At 51.8% G+C, this 21,871-nt stretch carries 16 protein-coding genes, 1 other RNA gene and 2 pseudogenes; 14 read left to right on the top strand and 5 right to left on the bottom strand.

Annotated elements, in window-relative coordinates; genetic code table 11:
* The first annotated feature begins 77 nt into the window (after nucleotides 1-77).
* From smpB to M2416_RS26150, 5 genes are all read left to right on the top strand, one after another.
* Nucleotides 78-560 (top strand): SsrA-binding protein SmpB, encoded by a 483-nt coding sequence (gene smpB, locus M2416_RS26130; protein ID WP_041146801.1) that lies wholly within the window; start codon nucleotides 78-80, stop codon nucleotides 558-560.
* A gap of 143 nt (nucleotides 561-703) precedes the next feature.
* Nucleotides 704-1,067, top strand: a transfer-messenger RNA (tmRNA) gene (gene ssrA / locus M2416_RS26135).
* A 183-nt stretch (nucleotides 1,068-1,250) separates the two neighbouring features.
* Nucleotides 1,251-2,441 carry an integrase domain-containing protein gene (locus M2416_RS26140; RefSeq protein WP_259227543.1) on the top strand — a complete coding sequence of 397 codons (1,191 nt, stop codon included), beginning with the start codon at nucleotides 1,251-1,253 and terminating at the stop codon, nucleotides 2,439-2,441.
* A gap of 15 nt (nucleotides 2,442-2,456) precedes the next feature.
* Complete coding sequence (locus M2416_RS26145) at nucleotides 2,457-3,245, top strand: hypothetical protein (protein ID WP_259227544.1); 789 nt, start codon at nucleotides 2,457-2,459, stop codon at nucleotides 3,243-3,245.
* Nucleotides 3,246-3,247: 2 nt separating this feature from the next.
* Nucleotides 3,248-5,518 (top strand): UvrD-helicase domain-containing protein, encoded by a 2,271-nt coding sequence (locus M2416_RS26150; RefSeq protein ID WP_259227545.1) that lies wholly within the window; start codon nucleotides 3,248-3,250, stop codon nucleotides 5,516-5,518.
* Nucleotides 5,519-6,083: 565 nt separating this feature from the next.
* Here the strand turns inward: M2416_RS26150 and M2416_RS26155 are convergent.
* Genes M2416_RS26155 through M2416_RS26165 form a run of 3 tightly spaced genes read right to left on the bottom strand, consistent with a single transcriptional unit; the run spans nucleotide 6,084 to nucleotide 7,647 of the window.
* Nucleotides 6,084-6,650: a phage polarity suppression protein gene (locus M2416_RS26155; protein ID WP_259227546.1), complete on the bottom strand. Its 567-nt coding sequence runs from the start codon at nucleotides 6,648-6,650 to the stop codon at nucleotides 6,084-6,086.
* Nucleotides 6,651-6,667: 17 nt separating this feature from the next.
* Nucleotides 6,668-6,913, bottom strand: coding sequence for an ogr/Delta-like zinc finger family protein (locus M2416_RS26160; protein ID WP_004185270.1), 246 nt, complete (start codon nucleotides 6,911-6,913; stop codon nucleotides 6,668-6,670).
* Nucleotides 6,910-7,647, bottom strand: coding sequence for a glycoprotein 3 (locus M2416_RS26165; RefSeq protein ID WP_259227547.1), 738 nt, complete (start codon nucleotides 7,645-7,647; stop codon nucleotides 6,910-6,912). Before M2416_RS26165 ends, M2416_RS26160 begins: the two co-directional genes overlap by 4 nt.
* Before the next feature lie 550 nt (nucleotides 7,648-8,197).
* On the opposite strand from M2416_RS26165, the gene M2416_RS26170 reads away from it, so the two are divergent.
* The 9 genes and pseudogenes from M2416_RS26170 to M2416_RS26210 all read left to right on the top strand — a co-directional run bounded on the left by M2416_RS26170 (nucleotide 8,198) and on the right by M2416_RS26210 (nucleotide 17,266).
* Nucleotides 8,198-8,464, top strand: coding sequence for a helix-turn-helix transcriptional regulator (locus M2416_RS26170; RefSeq protein WP_259227548.1), 267 nt, complete (start codon nucleotides 8,198-8,200; stop codon nucleotides 8,462-8,464).
* Complete coding sequence (locus tag M2416_RS26175) at nucleotides 8,461-9,012, top strand: host cell division inhibitor Icd-like protein (RefSeq protein WP_259227549.1); 552 nt, start codon at nucleotides 8,461-8,463, stop codon at nucleotides 9,010-9,012. Before M2416_RS26170 ends, M2416_RS26175 begins: the two co-directional genes overlap by 4 nt.
* Nucleotides 9,009-9,236, top strand: coding sequence for a hypothetical protein (locus M2416_RS26180; protein WP_259227550.1), 228 nt, complete (start codon nucleotides 9,009-9,011; stop codon nucleotides 9,234-9,236). The genes M2416_RS26175 and M2416_RS26180 overlap by 4 nt, the downstream gene beginning before the upstream one ends.
* Nucleotides 9,233-9,553 carry a DUF5375 domain-containing protein gene (locus M2416_RS26185; RefSeq protein WP_004219159.1) on the top strand — a complete coding sequence of 107 codons (321 nt, stop codon included), beginning with the start codon at nucleotides 9,233-9,235 and terminating at the stop codon, nucleotides 9,551-9,553. Before M2416_RS26180 ends, M2416_RS26185 begins: the two co-directional genes overlap by 4 nt.
* 11 nt (nucleotides 9,554-9,564) lie before the next feature.
* Nucleotides 9,565-11,898, top strand: a complete 2,334-nt coding sequence (locus M2416_RS26190; RefSeq protein WP_259227552.1) for a primase-helicase zinc-binding domain-containing protein — start codon at nucleotides 9,565-9,567, stop codon at nucleotides 11,896-11,898.
* A 911-nt stretch (nucleotides 11,899-12,809) separates the two neighbouring features.
* Nucleotides 12,810-12,881: pseudogene (locus M2416_RS26195) on the top strand (integrase arm-type DNA-binding domain-containing protein); the annotation flags it as partial.
* A 173-nt stretch (nucleotides 12,882-13,054) separates the two neighbouring features.
* Nucleotides 13,055-16,189 carry a ligand-binding sensor domain-containing protein gene (locus tag M2416_RS26200; protein ID WP_259227553.1) on the top strand — a complete coding sequence of 1,045 codons (3,135 nt, stop codon included), beginning with the start codon at nucleotides 13,055-13,057 and terminating at the stop codon, nucleotides 16,187-16,189.
* A gap of 87 nt (nucleotides 16,190-16,276) precedes the next feature.
* Nucleotides 16,277-16,527, top strand: a pseudogene (locus M2416_RS26205) (integrase core domain-containing protein); the annotation flags it as partial.
* A 259-nt stretch (nucleotides 16,528-16,786) separates the two neighbouring features.
* Entirely contained in the window at nucleotides 16,787-17,266 is a 480-nt protein-coding gene (locus M2416_RS26210) for an RrF2 family transcriptional regulator (protein WP_041146807.1), read from the top strand.
* Between the two features lie 84 nt (nucleotides 17,267-17,350).
* Here M2416_RS26210 and oqxB read toward each other — a convergent pair whose 3' ends face one another.
* A complete protein-coding gene (gene oqxB / locus M2416_RS26215; RefSeq protein ID WP_259227554.1) occupies nucleotides 17,351-20,503 on the bottom strand; it encodes a multidrug efflux RND transporter permease subunit OqxB in 3,153 nt (1,050 codons plus the stop codon).
* A 23-nt stretch (nucleotides 20,504-20,526) separates the two neighbouring features.
* Nucleotides 20,527-21,702 carry an efflux RND transporter periplasmic adaptor subunit gene (locus tag M2416_RS26220; protein ID WP_259227555.1) on the bottom strand — a complete coding sequence of 392 codons (1,176 nt, stop codon included), beginning with the start codon at nucleotides 21,700-21,702 and terminating at the stop codon, nucleotides 20,527-20,529.
* Between the last annotated feature and the right edge of the window lie 169 nt (nucleotides 21,703-21,871).

Below are 21,871 nucleotides of genomic sequence, written 5' to 3' on the forward strand. Positions count from 1 at the left end.
TGCTAAGATAACGCGTTACACCTCGCAGGATGGATTGAGGTAACTATGTATAAGATAAGCGATGACTTCAGGACACTATGACTAAGAAAAAATCACACAAACCTGGATCAGCCACCATTGCGCTGAATAAACGCGCCCGTCATGAATACTTTATCGAAGATGAATACGAGGCGGGTCTTGCCCTGCAAGGGTGGGAAGTTAAATCTCTGCGCGCCGGCAAAGCCAACATCGGCGATAGCTACGTGATCCTGAAGGACGGCGAAGCCTATCTGTTTGGTGCCAACTTTACGCCAATGGCCGTGGCTTCAACCCACTACGTCTGTGACCCGACGCGCACCCGTAAGCTGCTGCTGAATCAGCGCGAGCTCGATGCGCTGTACGGCCGTATTAACCGGGAAGGTTATACCGTCGTTGCCCTGTCGCTGTACTGGAAAAACGCCTGGTGCAAAGTCAAAATCGGCGTGGCAAAAGGTAAGAAACAGCACGACAAGCGTACCGATCTGAAAGACCGCGAATGGGCGGTAGATAAAGCGCGCATTATGAAACACGCCGGACGCTAATCTCCTCCTCTAAGGGCCAGCTAAGCTGGCCCTTGTGCTATATCGTTGTTGATGCTGCTTTTTTGCCCAACCAGGCGCCATAAACCACCGAACGGGGGCTGGTAAGCCTGTTCATAAATCTGTTATACTTGTTCTAACACATTGGGGCTGATTCTGGATTCGACGGGATTCGCGAAACCCAAGGTGCATGCCGAGGGGCGGTTGGCCTCGTAAAAAGCCGCAAAAAAATAGTCGCAAACGACGAAAACTACGCTTTAGCAGCTTAATAACCTGCTCTGAGCCCTCTCTCCCTAGCTTCCGCTCTTAAGACGGGGATCAAAGAGAGGTCAAATCCAAAAGAGATCGCGTGAATACCCTGCCTGGGGTTGAAGCGTTAAAACTAATCAGGCTAGTTTGGTAGTGGCGTGTCTGTCCGCAGGTGCCAGGCGAATGTAAAGACTGACTAAGCATGTAGTGCCGAGGATGTAGGAATTTCGGACGCGGGTTCAACTCCCGCCAGCTCCACCAAATCGTGATCCGGATACGTCCGGTGAAGTACAGAAAGCCCGCATGGCACAAGACCTGCGGGCTTTTTTGTGTCTGTCATTGTCCGAGGACATCCGGCTAAATCCAGAGAAAATTGGTACACGTTTAGGTACACGCTATACTGTGGTCCATTAAACGTGTACCAATTATGGAAGGGATCCAGACATGGCGCGCATTACACGCCCCCTCACTAACAACGAAATCCTCAAAGCGAAACCCCGCGAAAAAGACTTCACCCTGCATGATGGTGATGGCCTGTTCTTGCTCGTCAAAACCTCCGGTAAAAAACTCTGGCGCTTCCGTTATCAGCGACCGGGAAGCAGCAGCCGCACAAATTTGAGTCTCGGATCATACCCTGCCCTTACACTCGCAGCAGCTCGTCAGATACGCGACCAGCACTTAACCACCCTCGCGCAAGGCATGGATCCACAACAGCAGCAGGAGCAAGCGTCAGAACAACGCCAGATTGAGTTAGACAGCATTTTCTCAACAGTGGCTGCTAACTGGTTCCAGATTAAAAGCAGAAGCGTCACAGAAGATTATGCAAAAGACATTTGGCGCTCTTTAGATAAAGACGTGTTCCCCACTATCGGTTCGATACCTGTTCAGGAGATAAAGGCCAGAACGATTGTTGAAGCACTAGAGCCAATTAAAGCTCGTGGTGCACTTGAGACTGTGCGTCGTTTGGTACAACGTGTTAACGAGATAATGATTTATGCGGTTAACACCGGTCTGATAGATGCGAATCCTGCATCAGGTGTTGGCATGGCCTTTGAGAAACCAAAAAAGCAAAACATGCCGACGCTGCGGCCAGAAGAGTGGCCAAAATTGATGCGGTCACTGGTTATGTCTAATTTATCTGTTCCAACACGCTGCCTCATTGAATGGCAACTCCTTACACTTGTGCGCCCTTCTGAGGCCTCTGGTGCTCGTTGGGCAGAGATCGATCTCGATGCCAAGCTCTGGACTATTCCAGCCGAACGGATGAAGGCTAAGCGTGAGCACATCGTACCTCTATCTCCACAGGCATTAGACATTCTGGAAGTGATGAGGCCAATCAGTAATCATCGTGAACATGTTTTTCCGAGCAGAAATGATCCAAAGCAACCTATGAACAGCCAAACAGCAAACGCAGCACTCAAACGAATCGGATACGGAGGTAAACTAGTCGCTCATGGTTTAAGAAGTATTGCAAGCACTGCTTTAAATGAGGCAGAATTCAGCAGTGATGCAATTGAAGTTTCTCTAGCTCATGCCGATAAAAATGAGGTTAGAAGAGCTTACAATCGCGCCATCTATCTTGACACACGTGTGATTATGATGGAATGGTGGGGTAATTTTGTGAGGAACAACTAAAAATAAGGAGATAGAATGTTGCGTGACATGATAGATGTTACGGATGATAAATGCTTAACGCAAGGCACAATATTTAATTGTGCTTATAGTGCTTCTTATCCAAATGATGAGACGTTAGGTTTAATTATCACAGCCCGGTGTGATATCGCAAATGCAGATAAAGTAAAATTTTATAATTTCATACCAGCAATTCCCTTTGAAATTTGGAAAGAGAAAGAGCTCCTTTCTATCATAAAAAAGCAAACTTATAAAAATTTAAATTCACAATATTTAAGCTTGCTCAGTGAAGCTAAGTTTTCAAAAAACAATCTTGAAACATATGGTTACAGCCGAATTTATGATGTAATTGCAGATAAAAAGCTACTTAAACCTAAGCAATTAGACAGATTGGAATCTTTGAAAGAAAAAATCAATTCGATTGAACAGAATTATACTTATGAAAAATTATTAATTTTTTTTCGTGATGATATATCAAAAATCCTGAGCGATATCATTGAAAATAAAAACCCAGACTTTTTCCTTATCGATGAAGTTGTTGGTTATAAGTCCGTCATAGTTAATTTAAGAGAGATCTATGAGTTAAATATCTTAACTGCAAAAAGAATTCCAGATGGTATAGAAATTGATGATGGGGATACATACCCAGGCTTAAACTTAAATACCCCCAATAAATTCTGCAGCATTGTTGGTCAGTTAAAATCTCCATTTATAGAATTATTGATGCAACGTTTCACAAATAACTTTGTTAGAGTTGGTGTAGATAATCATCATCTCTCATTATTAACTAAAATAATGGGTATATAAATATGAGCTTCATTGCAATTGAAAGTAATGCAGTACGTAAAATCGTTGCTGAAAAAATTCTGCAATCAGCTGATTACGATAAGGGACAACTACTTGCTGATGTATTAAAGGAACAAATACCGTTTGACTTTAGCCTTGATATCAAAGCGATATCTTCGGGTGCTGGAATTTACATAGTAACAAAAAACCCCAATAAAAAAAATATGCTTATCTTTGACACCTCAACTTTCAATGGTTTCAAAAGAAGCAGTAATGAAGTCATCACTATACTTCAAAAATCTTGCAGACTTGCAATCAAACTGTGGGACAAAATTGGCCATAGCCCATGTGAAAAAATAATCAATGGCTCCTCTTTAATTGCGTTATTACCTTTGTCATTTACTACAGGCAAGTCTTATAAAGTTATACTTGACAAGTCTCCAGATAAGGAAAGACAAGAAAAAAGGAACGAAAGTAGTTTTTTGATTTTTCTTGATGGATATGAAACCAGTAACAATCCACCAAAGCTTGCAAATTTCCGAAAGGCAAAAGATGGAGTCAATGAGATTGATGTTGCTTCACAATTTTTAGCTCCAACAAAAGAAGATAGTAGTTCTTCTTCATACCTGAACATCAATGAAATTGACAATAATGATAATCTATCTAACCCTCACATGGGGCTGGATTTTTGGGCAAAAAATCTAACTGAAAGTCAGAAAAGATTTGTTTATAGTGAAAGCCTTGGTCCAGATATTCTAAAAGGAGCGGCAGGAACAGGTAAAACCCTAAGCTTAATTTTAAGGTGTGTTGTTCAACTGAATAATGCAAAAAAAACCGAAAGTAATTTGAAAGCTATCTTTATAACGCATAGCATTGCAACAAAAAAAAATATCGAAAATCTCATCGCTTCAAATGGTGGTTCAGAATATATTGATTCAGAAACGCAACAATCCGTTGAAGTAACTACCTTGCAGGAATGGTGCATAAAAAACCTTGGAAATAGAATTGAGGCCACTGAGTATTTAGATAGTGATGCATTTGAATCTAAACAATTGCAACTCTTATATATAAATGAAGCGTTAGATGACTTCTTATTATATGATTATGCAGGATCTATTAATTTCATATCGCCTGCATTAAAAAAATTCTTTGGTAACAATGATCCATGGGGAATATCTATACTACTACAAGAGGAAATCTCAACTTATATAAAGGGCAGAGCTGGAGATGACCTTAAAACTTATACATCTCTATCTAGAAGCAAAAATGCCATTCCTCTTGAAATTGAGGATGATTATAAAACAATCTTCTCAATATATAACAGATACCAAGACAAATTAATAACACTTAATTCATTTGACAGTGATGACATCACATTATCCGCACTCAAGGAAACATCAACTCCAATATGGAAAAGGAGAAGAATTAACAGCGGCTTTGATATAATGTATATTGATGAAACCCACTTATTTAACATTAATGAATTAAGCTTATTCCATAATTTATTAAAGCCAAACTCAAACCACATAGTATTTACTATGGATCGTAGTCAAGCCTCTGGTGATACAACCATTACCAAAGAAGATGTAGCTAAAGAACTAGATGCTACTTTAGCTCATGAGCACGGATTGAATGCCGTCTTTCGTTCTTCGGAGCACATCATTAACTTAGCCAGTTGCGTATTAGCTTCTGGTGCCACTCTTTTCCAAGAATTGGAAAATCCACTGGCTGAATCGATGACAGGTCATACGTCACTCATTGAAGAAAAATGCAATATTCCGTATATCATTAGTAAGCAAAATACAAATGAAGTTTATAGAACAACCTTCGCCCTTGCGGATCATATCTCCCAAAACTCAGGTATTCCTCGGAGTGATATACTAATAGTCCCATGCACAGACAATGTATTAAAAGAAATTAAGGAGTATGCACTTTTACACTCTAAGCAACATATTAGCATAGAAAGGCGCGGGGATAGTCTAGCTGTTGTAACAGCAAGTGAAGAAAATGCTTATGTGATAGGCGGAATGGAATACATTGGAGGTTTAGAATTCTCTGCAGTTATAATTATCGGAGCGGATTCAGATAAATTCCCTGAACAATCAAGTTATAACGGCGAATCACTTCACTTTATTAACTATTCATCTTTTAATAAGTTATACGTTGCTATTACTAGAGCCAAATATCAAGTCGCATTTGTCACAGAGAAAACTCAAAAATTAAGTCCTTTGCTTGAGACGGCTTATCGTGAGGGGCTTATCATACAAGATGACGAGCTAGCAAATACTTTATGAATGCGAAAATGTGCTCAATGGATTACAGCCCATAGAGCGCAATACTTTCCCACCACGCCTGCTAGCTTCATGGCTTGGTTTACGTGCCACTATATGTATGGTTTCAAGCTGTTACAGGACAGAATATATCAGTTGAATTCATGACAGTAACTGAGCAGCTTCAAAAGTAACGCCTTCAACATCTAAAGTGACTTATTTCCGCCGCCTCCGGGCGGCATTTTCTTGCCATTCACCTGACAGCCTCAGAGGCTCGTCACGCTTTCGAACAGCACCGCACCATCCACCGACACTCCTGCGAACCCGCGCAGCGCTGCGACGCGCTCAGGCCGCCAAATTAAATATAACTAAATAAATACTTTACCGCTGGCGCGCAGTGCTTTCCCCGCCTCGCCTGCACGCTTCATGGGTCGGTTTTCATGCAGGTGCAGCGGGGGGCTCAGGCCGCGCCGGGACAGGATTGCGAAGGGAGTGACGGGACGGGAAAGCGCATGCAAAACCATGCACCCTGTGGATGCATGGCTTAATTCGGAAAAAATAGCGGTATTTTCGGGGATTTTTTGCGGAGCTACTTACTGGCCAGCTCCGTGCGCCGGCGGGCATAAATCAGGCTCTGTGCGGGGGTGTATTTTTCCTGATTATCGACCCGCGAAGCCGTGTCAGGCCTGAATCCGATGGCCGTTAAAATATCGCTGTCTTCTGCCGAATAATGAATTTCTTCACCGGTACTCAGCCACACGGACAGCGCTTCGCGCAGGTAATGCGCCGAACGGTCGAGCGCATGGCCGGTCAGGAGTGCGGGCTGCTGGCTGAGTCCCATCAGCTCCGGGGCAAGCGTGTCAGCCAGCTCTGTCCCGTGCGCCTGCATAAAGTCATTCAGCCGGTTGCGGATACTGATGCGCTGTACCGATTCATGGGAGCGGATATAGCGCCCGGCGGCCTGATTTATCTCCCATTTTTTGACATCGATAATGTCGCGCAGTGTCTGCATTCTGCCCGGTATACGGTCATCCCCGGCCAGCACCTGTTCCTGATATTCCTGCTCTGCGGCCGCCAGTTCGGCTTTACGGTTCAGCCAGCCGGTTTCGTTCTTCTGACAGGCTTCAAAGGCCTGCTGTAGCGTGAGGGTGGTCATGGTCAGTTCTCCCCTGATTAATGACGGTATGGCGAGCTGTAGCAGCCCTGCACTTTACGGGGTGCCGGGGGTGTGACCGGCTCCGCGACAGGCGGCGCTTTCTCCGCCGGGGGCCGGATAACCTCGTCGATGGCTTCAGTGGTGCGGAACGTCGCCGAGCACTCAATATTGGTGCACTGGTGATAGCGCTGTTTGACGTTCTCCGACAGATAGCGGGAGGTGCGGGCATGCGCCGACTTTTTGCAGAACGGACAGTGCATCATGGCAGCAGCCCCCGCGCTTTCAGGTCAGCCTCGCGCTGACGGATTTTCTCCTGCCAGACTTTTAGCTGGCCAGGTGTGCTGGCGGCGTCGTGGTCCATGTGCGGAAGCGCGACGGCCGGGAAGCCGGTCAGGGAGAGCACCGGCTCATCCGCTGGCGTGACGGAGAAGTCGCTCACTTTCCTGGTCAGGAAGGTCACCACCTGATGCATGACCTCTTTCTCCGGCTCGATGTAGCCCTGATGGCCAATGGTGTTGGCGAGCGGGTTTGCCATCACATCCGCTTTCAGCACCATCGCCCGGACCAGTGGTCCGAGGGTGTCGTTCAGCGCGCGGTCGAGCTCTTCCTTGGCGTATTCAGACAGTACGGCATGATGCGCCTGCCGGAATGCCTTTGCGGTGCTGTTGCAGGCGACTTTCAGCAGGTCACGTTCAAAGGCCAGCACCTCGGTCAGGTTGTCACATTCCTGCGCCAGCTCCCGGCGGGCCACGCGTTCGATATGGCCGCTTTTCAGCTCATCGGTCAGCATGGCGCCCCCGGCACGGAAAGCAGCACGCCATGTGCGGGTATCGCTGCCGTTGTCCTGCTCCAGCTCCGCTTTCTGCTCCTCTGCGCGGGTGATGGCCGTCAGGGTGTCCTCCATCAGGCGGGCCTGTTCAAGATGGGCCGCTCTGGCGGCGGTCAGTCGCTCCAGCGCCGGTTTCAGGTAATCAGGGATAAAGGGGATGTCGGTCATGGCAGATTTCCTCGTGGTTTCAACTTGAGGTGATTCTGCCGGGGCACACACAACAACACGACCTGTTGCGGTTGTGGCAGTTCTGGCACAAACAGGACATCAAAACCCGGCTTGCCAGAGAAAGGTCTCAGGAAAAGCATACTCACCGTTTGTTTTTTTACTATTAACTATTCACCACTGTTCACCATAAGAAAAAATATAAGCAATACAGTAAGATAAAGGGTGAACAGTTGAGGGGTTGACTGTTCACCCACTGTTCACCACTGTTCACCTTTCTGTTTTTACGATGCTCTGCTTGCTTAGATTTTTTAGTTATTAAAAAATAAATATATATATCTAAAAGTAATCATCGGTTTGCCAAAGGATTATCAGGGATTGTCAACGATTGTCAGGGATTGCCACTGTTTGCCATTTGCTTGTTAACAGTTTGTTGTGTGGTGGGCCACTACAAAATGACTTGTTGCCCTCGGGGAAAATATTCACAAAATAGAGAGCTACCCGAAGCCGGACGGACACGACCGGCACTGTATGGACTTTATGAGGTAGCCCGATGCACACCGCTTTTTCTTCCCCGTCTTCTGCCCCTGCCGCGCCGCTGATGCCGGTCTCTGATGCCGTTCAGGAGCGCTTTATTCGCCTGCCCGAAGTGATGCATCTGTGCGGGCTGTCCCGCTCCACGATTTACGACCTCATCAGCCGGGAGGCTTTTCCGAAGCAAATCTCCCTCGGCGGAAAAAATGTGGCGTGGGCTCAGTCGGAAGTCATCGGGTGGATGGCCGACCGTATCGCCGAACGCAACCGGGGCTATGACGCATGATGATGCCCGTTCCGCAAAAAGCCCCTTTTTCTGGCTTGCTTCCCTTTGCCGTTTCCAGGTATAGTTTCGCTGCTGTCGCAAAATCGGCAGCCGGGCGTAGGAACCCGAGCGAAACAAAGGCGACACCAGACGCGCCATGCGTCTTTTTTTGTGTCTGTGCTCTCGTGCACCCATTATTTGCGCACTGGTTTTTTAGCCATTGCAGCATCTTTATAATGGTGGCCCGGGCGGGGCAGCCTCCGGGCTGGCCGGTTTCCTTTGTTGCCGGTATTCCTACCCCCGTCCGGGCTACCACCCATGAGCGTAGGAACTCCGGTGGTGGCTGTATTCAGCTAACAAAGGAGGTTGCCCCTATGGCTACGACCCTCACCCCGTCTCACCCGCAATTTGTCTTCGTGTTTGCCGCTGTCCGTCGCGCAGACCGTCAGCCCCGTATCTGTATGCTTCGTACCGTTGCCGGTAATGAACACGCCGCACGCCTTTCCCTCGTCCGCGATTACGTCCTCTCGTTTGCCGGGCGTCTGCCGGTGGCGGAGGTGCGCGCATGAGACACTCCACGATTACTGCCCGTGACCTCGAATGCCTTGAACATATGCGCAATGTCGGCAAGCTCGTCAGCGACCTGATGCAGGTGCAGGACTGCACCTCCCTGCGCCGCGACCCGGCGCAACAGTCGCAGCTTACCTCCGTGATTTACCTGATGACCGCCCAGCTCGACGGCGTGGTCGAGCGCTGCAACCAGCGCTGGCTGACCGGGGAGGGCAACGTATGAAAACGCCTCTGCCGCCCGTATTACGTGCCGCCCTGTATCGCCGCGCCGTGGCCTGTGCCTGGCTGACCCTGTGCGAACGTCAGCATCGCTATCCCCACCTCACCCTCGACGCGCTGGAAAGTGCCATCGCCACCGAGCTGGAAGGCTTCTACCTGCGCCAGCACGGCGAGGAAAAAGGCCGTCTGATTGCCTGTGCACTGCTGGAAGATTTGATGCAGGCCGGGCCGCTGAAAGCCGCCCCGTCGCTGTCCTTCCTCGGGCTCGCCGTGATGGATGAGCTCTGCGCCCGCCATCTGACATCGCCTGTACTGCACTGAGGGAGAAAACTATGAAAATGAACGTAAGGGACACCGTAAAACAGGCGTGCGGCCACTGGCCGCGCATTCTCCCGGCGCTGGGAATGAAAGTGATAAAAAACCGCCATCAGGCCTGCCCGGTGTGTGGCGGCGCTGACCGGTTCCGCTTTGACGATAAAGAGGGGCGCGGTACATGGTTCTGTAACCAGTGCGGCGCCGGTGACGGCCTGAAACTGGTTGAGAAGGTGTTCGGCGTGTCGGCATCCGAGGCCGCCGGGAAGGTGAACGCCGTCACCGGCCACCTGCCGCCGGTGGCCCCGGAGGTGGCAGCAGCCGCAGAGGCTGAGACTGAAGCCGACCGCAAAGCAGCGGCCGCGCTGGCCGTCAGACTGCTGGAGAAAACGCGCCCGGCCACCGGCAACACCTACCTGACCCGCAAGGGCTTTGCCGGTCGTGAGTGTCTGACGCTGACCACGTCGCACAAAACCGGCGGCGTGGCCTACCGCGCCGGTGATGTGGTGGTGCCGCTGTATGACGGGACCGGCGCGCTGGTTAACCTCCAGCTTATTAATGCTGAGGGGCTCAAGCGCACCCTGAAAGGCGGGCAGGTCAAAGGGGCATGCCATCTCATCGACGGACAGAAACAGGCCGGGAAACGCCTGTGGATAGCGGAGGGCTATGCGACGGCCCTTACCGTGCATCACCTGACCGGCGAAACCGTCATGGTGGCGCTGTCGTCCGTGAACCTTCTTTCTCTGGCGAGCCTGGCTCGTCAGAAACACCCGGCCTGTCAGATTATCCTCGCCGCCGACCGTGACCTGAACGGCGACGGCCAGACTAAAGCCGCTGCGGCCGCAGAAGCCTGCGAGGGCGTTATTGCCCTGCCGCCGGTATTTGGTGACTGGAATGATGCGGTGATGCTGAAGGGGGAGGACGCCACGCGGAAAGCCATTTATGCCGCCATCCGGCCAGCGGCACAGAGCCCGTTCGACACCATGAGCGAGGCGGAATTTACCGCCATGAGCGCCAGCGATAAGGCGATGCGGGTGCACGAGCATTATGGCGAAGCGCTGGCCGTCGATGCCAACGGCCAGCTCCTGTCCCGCTATGAAAACGGCATCTGGAAGGTGATAACGCCGTCTGATTTTGCCCGCGACGTGGCCGGACTGTTCCAGCGCCTGCGCGCCCCGTTCTCGTCGGGGAGAATTGCGTCGGTGGTGGAGACCCTGAAACTGATTATTCCGCAGCAGGAGGCACCGGCACGCCGTCTGATTGGTTTTCGCAACGGCGTACTCGATACCCAAAGCGGCCTGTTCAGCCCGCACAGCAAATCACACTGGCTGCGCACCCTGTGCGATGTGGATTTCACCCCGCCGGTGGAGGGCGAAACGCTGGAAACCCACGCGCCGAACTTCTGGCGCTGGCTCGACCGGGCGGCCAGTGGCAACCCGACAAAACGTAACGTGATTCTGGCTGCGCTGTTTATGGTACTGGCGAACCGCTACGACTGGCAGCTCTTTCTCGAAGTCACCGGCCCCGGCGGCAGCGGGAAAAGTATTCTGGCCGAAATCGCCACGATGCTGGCCGGAGAGGATAACGCCACGTCGGCGGATATCGACACGCTGGAAGACCCCCGTAAACGTGCCTCCCTGATTGGCTTCTCGCTCATTCGTCTGCCTGACCAGGAGAAATGGAGCGGTGACGGTGCCGGACTCAAGGCCATTACCGGCGGCGATGCGGTCTCCGTTGACCCGAAATACCAGAATCCCTACTCGACGCATATTCCGGCGGTGATTCTGGCCGTGAACAACAATCCTATGCGCTTCACCGACCGCAGCGGCGGCGTGTCACGCCGCCGGGTGATTATCCACTTCCCGGAGCAGATAGCGCCGGAAGAACGCGACCCGCAGCTCAGGGATAAAATCGCCCGCGAGCTGGCCGTCATCGTGCGCCAGTTGATGCAGCAGTTCAGCGACCCGATGAGCGCCCGCGCGCTGCTCCAGTCGCAGCAGAACTCCGACGAGGCACTGAGCATCAAGCGTGATGCTGACCCGACGTTTGATTTTTGCGGCTATCTGGAGGCGCAGCCGCAGACCAACGGGATGTTTATGGGTAATGCCAGTATCATCCCGCGTAATTACCGTAAATATCTCTATCACGCGTATCTGGCCTATATGGAGGCCAACGGGTACAGGAACGTGCTCAGCCTGAAAATGTTCGGACTGGGACTGCCCATGATGCTGAAAGAGTACGGGATGAATTATGAGAAGCGGCACACAAAGCAGGGGATACAAACTAACCTGTCGCTGAAAGAGGAAAGCTACGGCGACTGGCTGCCGAAGTGCGACGAACCCACCGCGACATAACCTATCCGGACCGGCAACAGCCGGTCTTTTTGTATATGCCCCTCCCTCAAGGGTGAACAATCCACTGTTCACCCTTCACCGTATGTTCACCCTGTATCACTATGAAAGTATTAATAAAAAACCAAAGGTGAACAGTGTGAACAGTTAAACCCAAAAAAACTTTTTACCCCCCCCCTCATCACCATCATATTGCGGTGATGGTCGCCGGAAACAGGCCAGAGACGCGCTGAGGTGAAGAGTTGACTGTTCACTCTTCACCAACCGTTCATCATCTATCATCATGATATTAAAAAGAAAAATAAGGAGGTGAACAGTGTGAACAGTTAAATGCAAAAAAACTTTTTACCCCCCCCTCATCACCATCATATTGAGGTGGTGGACGCCGTAAACAGGCCGGAGATGCGCTAAGGTGAAGAGTTGACTGTTCACTCTTCACCAACTGATCACCGACTATCATTATGATATTAAAAAGAAAAATAAGGAGGTGAACAGTGTGAACAGTTAAATGCAAAAAAACTTTTTATCCAGCCTTTGTAGATCCAGAAAAATCATCAGGAGGAAGAGCAATCGACAACTTTAGATAGGGAAGAATGCTATGACATTCCATAATTGGTACACGTTTAGGTACACAAATGAAAGTTGAACACATTAAAATAATTTAAATTTAAATACTTACGCGATTTATTCAGACTCCGCCAGCTCCACCAAAATTCTCCATCGGTGATTACCAGAGTCATCCGATGAAGTCCTGAAAGCCCGCACGGCGCAAGCCCTGCGGGCTTTTTTGTGCCCTCAATTTGTCCCGCGAAGTCTGATGCCAACTAATTAAATCCGATCCTTTTAGGCACCTTGTTAGGCACCTCATAAAGCATTATTGTTTTTGAGGTGCCTAAAACTATGGAAACCCGGCAATGGCAAGACAAACCAAACCTCTATCCGTGAAGGAAATCGAATCAGCCAAACCCAAGGAAGCGGGGTGGGTCAGTCCAAGCTTAATGGCGGGCATAAAAGTAATGTAGTTTAGCCACAACCTGTACTTGAGATTTATTAATCTGTCGCCAATTAATTGACTACGCTAGTAGTAGATGCCTTTAAGTTCCGTGTTGAACCCGCTGCAATTGAATAACTATTCTCATTGACAATGTGGGGAGCCTGAATGATTAATCTGCGTGAATCCCATAATCGATATCAGAAGCTTACCCGGCTTCTCGTTAGTATTACGCTCGGCCTTGTAATGGCATTTACTTCAGTTCAGGCTTCAGGGGCTAGTGAAGATTGGGGGGGGTGCTTGATTCCTGTTGGTGCTGAGACCGCGACAGGTCCTGTCATTGATATGGTAAAACTGCAGGAGAATAAACAGGAACTCATTGTTGCGTGGAAAGGTTTGTTCCTTTTCGATAATAAGCTGAAGCAAGTGACCATCGCTGATCGTGAAACGACTGGCGAAATTACCGCGATACAAAAACTGCCCAGCATCCATGAAGTACTTATTGGTGCTATTAATGGTGTGTTTCTATATGACGCTACGTCACGAAAAGTGAGTATGGCTGACGGAGGCGGGACTGAACCCGTGATTTTGATGCACTCTCTGCCGGATGGTAAAGGGGTTCTGATCGGCACCTGGAATGGCCTATTTTTATTCGATATAGAATTGAAAAAAGTGGTAAGGATCGAGTGGAAAAATCCGGGGGCGGTAGTCTGGATGTATGATTTACCTGGGCGTAATGGAGTTCTAATAAGCACGTGGGAAGGAGTATTCCTGTTTGATCCTGAATCTAAAAAAGTGGTCATAGTCAGCAATACTGAGACGGGGAAAGCCGGTGAAACATTTGCCCTCTCAAAAAGTGACCAAGCACTCATTGGAGCTCAGAATGGCTTATTTCTCTCAGAAGGAAAACGAGTGAAAGTGATCCCTGGAGTAAAAATAAATTCAGTAAATGCGATACATGATTTTCCCGGTAGCCCCAAGATACTCATTGCTGCAAAAAATGGCGTTTATTTGTTTGATAAGAATTTATCTACGACAAAGTTGGCTGACGGTATAAACACTGGTTCTGTCTACGACACGCAGGATTTGACGGATGGCAAAGGCGTCATTATCGCTGCGGAGAATGGTTTTTACTTGTTTGATAAGGCTTTGGGAAAGGTAGTTCAGGCTGATGGTGAAGAACCAGGTCATGTGTTTGTCATGCACGATTTGCCCGGAGCTAATGGGATACTCATTGGTGCGGAGAAAGGGTTATACCGCTTCGATATTGCTTCAAAAAAGATCGTATCAGTGGGCGATGTGAATACGGGCACTGTGGGCGAAGTGCATGACTTGCCCGGTAATGATGGATTATTAATCGGCTCTTCGAACGGTTGGTTTCGGCTCGATACAGCATCATTGAAGATGATCCCCGCGGGTGGTGAGAGGACGGGGCTAGTGTTTGTGATAGATACGGCACCTGAAAGCGATGTAGTCTTAATCGGTGCGCAGAATGGCCTTTATACAATTCCTTCTTTGCCGTTGAGTAAAGCTGACGTCCAATATATTCAGAAGGATCCGTTTCTTAAGGATATGACCCAAGAGGTTGACCTACGTATTTCTCACCCCTGCGCTTCTCAGATTGAGGAGCTCGGACTGCGTCTCTCACTCTTATACGATAAAGCTGAACCGAATACGAAACAATGGGCTGAGATTAATCGAGTTAAAAGTACGAAGATGGCGGCTGAATTCGCTGAAGTTACTTCAAGTGTGACATTTAAGGAAGCAGGTAACTGGCAACTGCAGCTATCTCAGGCTGGAACTACAATAGGAAAATCTATCCAGATCCCTGTCAAAGGAAAAACACTGATAGAATATTTTATGTCTGTCTGGCCACAATTAATGATCGCGCTCGGCGCTATATATATCATCCTGTTTTTGGCTCTGTTAGTATTCTCTCATTATTCACTCTCCGTTTTTGGTGTGCTTTCAGATCCGGCCTGGGGCGCAAAATTGTTGACCGGGCCATTTTTTTTATTACGGCATGTGCCGGCAGTACAGTGTTGGGTGCTGGAGCCTTGGTTTCAAAACGTCCGCAGAAAGTTACTGGCCGCTGAACCCTCCCCTTTCTTTGATTCACCTGTGCGAAATACAATGGGAGAGATGCTAGCGTCCTCAGCCTTACTCGGTGAATTAAACTCCCGAACACGCGTGTGGCTGCAAGGGGGCATTGGAATGGGGAAAACCGCTATTTTTAAGGCATGGGCGAGGGCCTACTACTGCGGCTCGGAAAATACAACACTTGCAAATGTAGTTCGTCTGTATGGCTTTATATTGATTATGTTGCCGGTTAGGGATTATGCAATGATTAAGTCCCCAGATTCGGCTAATCCTGAAAGCTGGGTTGTCGAAGTCATCAGCAGGCGATTCATGCAATTTGGGTTGCCGCTTGGCGATGTAAGCTTACTGACTGCTATGCTACGTGCAGGTCATATTGCTATTGCGCTCGATGGTACAAATGAAGCTGATTGTAAGGAGGCGATTACTTCGTTTGAACGTCAGTACCCTCAAGTAAAAATTATTGCTACTTCACAATCCGAAGCGCAAGAGAATTGGTCATTTTGGACTTTACCGAAAACGATTGCCAAACAGCGTACAGAGCTGCTGATGCTATGGTTCAGAAATAGTGAAACCGGTAGAGAACTGGATAAACGTCTGGCTTCGGAGAGTAACGTTGAAATAGTGTCAGGCTATGACCTCCGACTTTTGTTTGAACTAATGGAAAGCGATCCGTTTGGCACACCAATACCTGAGGGGCGGATTGGACTCTATTGTGCCATTCTTTCAAGGGCCACACGTGGTGATGGGGAACCGCTTGACCTGTCACCACTCCGGCAACTGGCGGTGAAGATGGTCGTCGAGAAAGGACGTTCGTTTACGTCCGAAGAGGGGGATGCGCTTGGCGATGGTGTAGCAGATATTCTCTCCAAAGACAGTCCAAGGGTGATACGTAAGGTCCAAAATAAGTGGGAGTTCCGCCATGACCAAATGCGTGCTTTTCTCGCCGCCTGTTCATTAGCTGAGGACTCTTCAACGATGAAACAACTCATATCTCGCATAGAAGAGGGCAGGATGTTTCGGTTGATGAGGGATGACCAAGAGGCTCTATGGGGGTTTCTGGCTGGCGTACTCAGCGATAACGATTTACGGACTTTATGGATCTACGCACAAAACGAACCTGAGGACAGGGCATTGTTGCAGAGCGCGCTTCAGCGCATAGCCGATAAGCGTAAGATACAACTGTCACGGCCGGTGGCAGATTGAACTCTGCATACTTCGAATGTTGTTTGTGTCTAGGCTGATAAATATGTGTATTTTTTTTATTTTTATTAACATTGAGACCTCCAATGTGCGTACGAGCATGGTGTAACCATGGACTTCTCCCGCCCCGGAAAGCCGACAGATAATCCGTTTATTGAATCATTTAACGGTAGTCTGCGGGATGAATGCCTGAACATTCACTGGTTCCTGTCACTGGAAGATGCACAATACAAACTCGACAACTGGGCAGGGAGTATAATCATGAGAGAACACATTCATCATTAAATGACATGACTCCGGCTGAGTTTATCCGGGGCCTGCAAAAAGACGAAGGTCTCTGATTTAGCACTATGGACTGACCCCACTCTGCTCACCTTCCCTTTGAGCAAACGCTTTATCGCCCCGCAACGCGACTCACGCATTTCATTCCCTTTCAGCCCCACCCCCCCACTAAAGGCCCACCGTGAAAATGGACTTTACGTGCCCTCCCCGACGGGGATTCCTTCTAAAAAGTCGCCTTATTTGTTATATTGTGCTTATTGATCACTCACCTCTGCGGTGCCAAAAAGAATAATATTCACCGCGACCCAGGAAGATGAAATGCTAGATTACCGCTTCCCGACAGCTTTGCAGATGGTTCTCAGCGTAGCGATGGCGGAGCAGTTGGGTGAACGTTCGACCAGCGCGATCCTCGCCTATGGCCTGGAAGCCAATCCGAGCTTTATCCGTAAACTGATGGTTCCCCTCACGCGCGACGGCATTATCGTCTCGACGCTGGGGCGCAACGGATCCATCCACCTTGGCCGCCCGGCTGATAAAATTACCCTGCGCGATATCTACGTATCCGTTATCGAAGACAAAAAGTTGTGGGCTTCGCGTCCTGACGTCCCGGCCCGCTGCGTGGTCAGCGCCAACGCCTGCTGGTACTTCAAATCCATCGCCGACGAAGCCGAGCAGGCATCGCTGAACGTGCTGGCCCGCCATACAGTGGCGAGCGCGCTGGAAAAGGTCAAAAAAGGCGATATCAGCGGCTGCCTGTCGCTGTTCGAAGCAGACGATCTCGCCAAAAAAGCGCACTAAACCCGTCGCTCCGGCCCCCTTAAATAGTAAAAAACCGCCTTCACTGAAGGCGGTTTTTTTATGCTACAAAGGCTGCTCACAACGTCAGGAAGGCTGAACTTCCACTGCCGGCTTGCCGCGCGCTACGAACTTGCGCAGCGTGACGTAAAACACCGGCGTCAGGAACAGACCAAACAGCGTCACCCCTAACATCCCGGAGAACACCGTGATCCCGGTGACACCGCGAACCTCCGCGCCCGCACCGTGTCCCAGAATCAGCGGAATGGTCCCGGCGATAAAGGCAATCGAGGTCATTACAATCGGACGCAGACGCAGGCGGCAGGCCTCCAGCGCGGCCTCGACAATCCCTTTCCCCTGCATCTCCAGCTCGCGGGCGAACTCGACGATCAGGATCGCGTTCTTACAGGCCAGCCCCATCAGCACCACCAGCCCCACCTGCACGAACACGTTATTATCCCCGCCGGTTAGCCAGACGCCGAACAGCGCGGAGAGCAGGGTCATCGGGACGATCAGGATCACCGCCAGCGGCAGCGTCCAGCTCTCATACAGCGCCGCCAGCACCAGGAACGCCAGCAGCACCGCGACCGGGAAGACGATCATAGCCGTATTGCCCTGAGTGGCCTGCTGGTAGCTAAGGTCGGTCCATTCAATATTCATCCCGTTCGGCAGCACCTGCTTTGACATCCCGGCCAGCGTTGTCATCGCCTGAGCGGACGACAGCACGCGCGGATCGGCATCGCCGATCAGGTCCGCCGCCGGGTAGCCGTTGTAGCGGATCACCGGGTCAGGCCCGTAGGTGGTGGTGATATTCACCATGCTGCCAATCGGCACCATCTCACCCTGGCTGTTGCGGGTGCGCAGATTACCGATATCCTCCACGCTCTCGCGGAACGGTCCGTCAGCCTGAGCCATCACGCGCCAGGTGCGGCCAAACTGGTTGAAATCGTTCACGTAGGACGATCCCAGATAGGTCTGCAGCGTCCCGAACAGGTCGGTCAGCGACACGCCCTGGGCCTTGGCCTTATCGCGGTCCACCTGCACATCCAGCTGCGGAACGTTGGCCTGATAGGTGGAGATTGGGAAGTGCATTCCCGGCGTCTGCATAATCGCCCCCGACATGGTGTTAACCGCGGTTTGCAGCGCGCCGTAGCCCAGCCCGGCCCGGTCCTGAATATAGAGCGAGTAGCCAGAACCCTGGCCCAGCCCCAGAATCGGCGGCGGCAGGATCGAGAAGCCGAACCCCTGCTGCAGCTGCGCGATCTTCGCGTTAATCTCGGCGTTAATTTCCGCCGCGGTGTGCGTACGCTGATCGAACGGCTTCAGGCCGAAGAAGACCGTCCCGGTGTTCGGCGTATTGGTAAACTGCAGCGCGTTGAGCCCCGGAAACGCCACCGCATAATCCACGCCTTCGGTGTTCATGCCGATTTCGCTCATTTTGCGGATCATCGCATCGGTTCGCGCCAGCGAAGCGCCTTCCGGCATCTTCACGCCACCAATCAGGTACAGCTTATCCTGGGTCGGAATAAATCCGCCGGGCACGACTTTAAACATCACGCCGGCGGCGCAAAGCAGCAGGAGATAAACCACGAACACCGACCCGCGGCGGCCAAGGGTTTTCGCGACCAGCCCCTGATAGCCGTTAGAGCTGCGGTTGAAGAAGCGGTTAAACGGCCGGAACAGCCAGCCGAACAGCCTGTCGATAAGCCGGGTCGGCATATCTTTCGGCGCGCCGTGCGGCTTCAGCAGCAGCGCCGCCAGCGCCGGAGAGAGCGTCAGCGAGTTAATCGCCGAGATCACCGTCGAAATCGCGATGGTCACCGCAAACTGCTTGTAGAACTGCCCGGTCACGCCGGAGAGGAAGGCCATCGGCACGAATACCGCACACAGCACCAGGGCGATCGCGATAATCGGCCCGGACACCTCGCGCATCGCCTGGTGCGCAGCCTGCAGCGGCGCCAGCCCCTCTTCAATATTACGCTCGACGTTCTCCACCACCACGATGGCGTCATCCACCACGATCCCGATGGCGAGCACCAGCCCGAACAGGCTCAGGGTATTCAGCGAGAAGCCAAGCAGATAGAGAATGCTGAACGTCCCCACCACCGATACCGGCACGGCAATCAGCGGGATGATCGACGCGCGCCAGGTTTGCAGGAACAGAATCACCACCAGCACGACCAGCACCACCGCTTCCAGCAGGGTTTGCACCACCGCACGGATGGAGTCGCGCACGAAGACCGTTGGGTCGTACGGCGCCGCCCACTTCATATCCTCCGGGAAGCGCGTCGACAGCTCGCTCATCTTCGCGCGCACGGCGTTAGAGAGGTCGATGGCGTTCGCCCCCGGCGACTGGAAGATACCAATCCCGACCGCGTCTTTATTATTCAGCTGCGAGCGCAGGGCGTAGCTGCCGGAGCCCATCTCAATGCGCGCCACGTCATGCAGGCGCACCAGCGATCCGTCCTGGGCCGTTTTGAGGATGATATTGCCGAACTCCTCCTCGGTATGCAGGCGCCCCTGGGCGTTAATCGAGATCAGGAAATCGCTCTCTTTCGGCAGGGGCTCAGCGCCGAGCTGGCCGGCGGAAACCTGCACGTTTTGCTCCTGCATCGCCGCAACGACGTCAGAGGCGGTCAGGCCGCGCGCCGCCACCTTATTAGGGTCCAGCCAGACGCGCATGGCGTACTCGCCGGAGCCAAAAATCTGAATCTGGCCGACGCCGGGCAGGCGCGCCAGCTCATCTTTGACCTTCAGCGTGGCGTAGTTACGCATATACAGCGAATCGTACTTGCCACCGGGCGAGAACAGATGCACCACCAGGGTCAGCGTGGGGGACTGCTTCTGGGTGGTGATCCCGAGGCGGCGAACATCCTCAGGCAGGCGGGCTTCGGCCTGCGATACTCGGTTTTGCACCTGAACCTGCGCCTGGTCGGGATCGGTACCCGGGCGGAAGGTCACGGTGGTCACCAGCACGCCGTCGGAGCCGGCGACGGATTTCATGTACATCATGTTTTCAACGCCGTTGATCGCTTCTTCCAGCGGCGTTGCCACGGTTTCCGCGATAACCTTCGGGTTGGCGCCCGGATACTCCGCGCGCACCTGCACGCTCGGCGGCACGACGTCAGGATATTCGCTGACCGGCAGCAGCGGAATCGCGATCAGCCCGGTGACGAAAATCAAAATCGACAGCACCGCGGCAAAAATCGGCCTGTCGATAAAAAAGCGGGAAAAGTCCATACGACGGATTCTCTGGTAAGGGATCAGTTAAGGGCGGTGCTGGCGGTCATGGCAACGGTTTTTGCGTTAACCGGCATGCCCGGCATAAACACTTTTTGTAAGCCGTCTACGATGACTTTATCGCCGGGGTTGAGCCCCTGCTGCACGATGCGCAGGCCCGCCGCCAGGCGGCCAGGCGTGATATCACGACGCTGCGCTTTACCATCTTTATCAACGATATAAACGTATTTACGGTCCTGATCGGTTAATACCGCCTTGTCGTCAATCAGCATGGCGCTAAACTCGGCGCTGCCCGGCAGGCGCACGCGGGCGAAGAGTCCCGGCGTAAACAGGCGCTGGGCATTATCCAGCACCGCGCGCATGCGGATCGTGCCGGTACTCGGCGTGAGCTGATTGTCGAGGAAATCCACTTTGCCCTGATGGGGATAGCCCGCCTCCCCAACCAGGCCAATTTCTACCGGCAGGGCCAGATGGCTGCTGGACGCCCCCTGCCCGCTGCGGGCAAGGTTTTGATAGTGAAGATAGGTTGATTCATCCACGTCAAAGTAGACGTACACCGTCTTCTGCGATACCAGGGTGGTGAGCACGCTGGCGCTGTCGCCTGCGGTGACGAGGTTGCCGCTGGTGATCAGCGCGCGGCTGGCGCGGCCGTCGATAGGTGCGGTCACTTTGGTAAAATCAAGATTCAGCTGCGCCGCGTCAACCGCCGCCTGCGCCGCCCGCATATCGGCCTGCGCCTGGACGGCGGCCGAACGCCGCTGCTCCCACTCTTCACGGGAGACCACGTTGGTGTTTACCAGCTTATCGGTTCGGCCGGCTTCGCTGCGCGCCAGGCTGGCCTGGGTTTTGCTGCGCGAGAGCTCCGCCTGCGCCTGCTCGAGCGCGGCGCGGTAGGTTCTGTCGTCGATGGTGAACAGCACCTCGCCCTTTTTCACTTCCTGGCCATCGGTGTAGTTCACTTTATCGATATAGCCGGAGACGCGCGGGCGCAGCTGGACGCTCTCTACCGCTTCGATTCGGCCGTTGAAGCTGTCCCACTGGCTGACAGGCTTAACCACGACGTCGGCGGCGCTGACGGCAGGCGCCTGCGGCGCGGCATTTTGCGCGACACCGTTATCGCATCCGGCAAGCAGCGCCGCGAGCAGCGCCGTCCCCAACAAACGCCGATGAAAGTTAACCCAAGGTTTTTGCAGGCTCATTATTTTTATTCCGCTGGTTGTTGTTGCCGCCGAACAAGACGCCGCGGGGGACGCAGCGCCACTTCCTTTGTTCGGGCTGGCTGAAGGCCATTTGTGTCGCTCATCGCCACAAAATATGTATCAATTACGAATACACTATCGCGGCGATTGTAGGGAGGCGCTAAATTAA

It is taken from the genome of Klebsiella sp. BIGb0132, from assembly GCF_024810075.1.
Lineage (GTDB): Bacteria > Pseudomonadota > Gammaproteobacteria > Enterobacterales > Enterobacteriaceae > Klebsiella > Klebsiella terrigena.

What these genes read in the sequence shown, in the direction of transcription:
- smpB (WP_041146801.1), top strand. Translation starts at nt 78, where the DNA reads ATGACTAAGAAAAAATCACACAAACCTGGATCAGCCACCATTGCGCTG.
- M2416_RS26140 (WP_259227543.1), top strand. Translation starts at nt 1,251, where the DNA reads ATGGCGCGCATTACACGCCCCCTCACTAACAACGAAATCCTCAAAGCG.
- M2416_RS26145 (WP_259227544.1), top strand. Translation starts at nt 2,457, where the DNA reads ATGTTGCGTGACATGATAGATGTTACGGATGATAAATGCTTAACGCAA.
- M2416_RS26150 (WP_259227545.1), top strand. Translation starts at nt 3,248, where the DNA reads ATGAGCTTCATTGCAATTGAAAGTAATGCAGTACGTAAAATCGTTGCT.
- M2416_RS26155 (WP_259227546.1), bottom strand. Translation starts at nt 6,650, where the DNA reads ATGACCACCCTCACGCTACAGCAGGCCTTTGAAGCCTGTCAGAAGAAC.
- M2416_RS26160 (WP_004185270.1), bottom strand. Translation starts at nt 6,913, where the DNA reads ATGATGCACTGTCCGTTCTGCAAAAAGTCGGCGCATGCCCGCACCTCC.
- M2416_RS26165 (WP_259227547.1), bottom strand. Translation starts at nt 7,647, where the DNA reads ATGACCGACATCCCCTTTATCCCTGATTACCTGAAACCGGCGCTGGAG.
- M2416_RS26170 (WP_259227548.1), top strand. Translation starts at nt 8,198, where the DNA reads ATGCACACCGCTTTTTCTTCCCCGTCTTCTGCCCCTGCCGCGCCGCTG.
- M2416_RS26175 (WP_259227549.1), top strand. Translation starts at nt 8,461, where the DNA reads ATGATGATGCCCGTTCCGCAAAAAGCCCCTTTTTCTGGCTTGCTTCCC.
- M2416_RS26180 (WP_259227550.1), top strand. Translation starts at nt 9,009, where the DNA reads ATGAGACACTCCACGATTACTGCCCGTGACCTCGAATGCCTTGAACAT.
- M2416_RS26185 (WP_004219159.1), top strand. Translation starts at nt 9,233, where the DNA reads ATGAAAACGCCTCTGCCGCCCGTATTACGTGCCGCCCTGTATCGCCGC.
- M2416_RS26190 (WP_259227552.1), top strand. Translation starts at nt 9,565, where the DNA reads ATGAAAATGAACGTAAGGGACACCGTAAAACAGGCGTGCGGCCACTGG.
- M2416_RS26200 (WP_259227553.1), top strand. Translation starts at nt 13,055, where the DNA reads ATGATTAATCTGCGTGAATCCCATAATCGATATCAGAAGCTTACCCGG.
- M2416_RS26210 (WP_041146807.1), top strand. Translation starts at nt 16,787, where the DNA reads ATGCTAGATTACCGCTTCCCGACAGCTTTGCAGATGGTTCTCAGCGTA.
- oqxB (WP_259227554.1), bottom strand. Translation starts at nt 20,503, where the DNA reads ATGGACTTTTCCCGCTTTTTTATCGACAGGCCGATTTTTGCCGCGGTG.
- M2416_RS26220 (WP_259227555.1), bottom strand. Translation starts at nt 21,702, where the DNA reads ATGAGCCTGCAAAAACCTTGGGTTAACTTTCATCGGCGTTTGTTGGGG.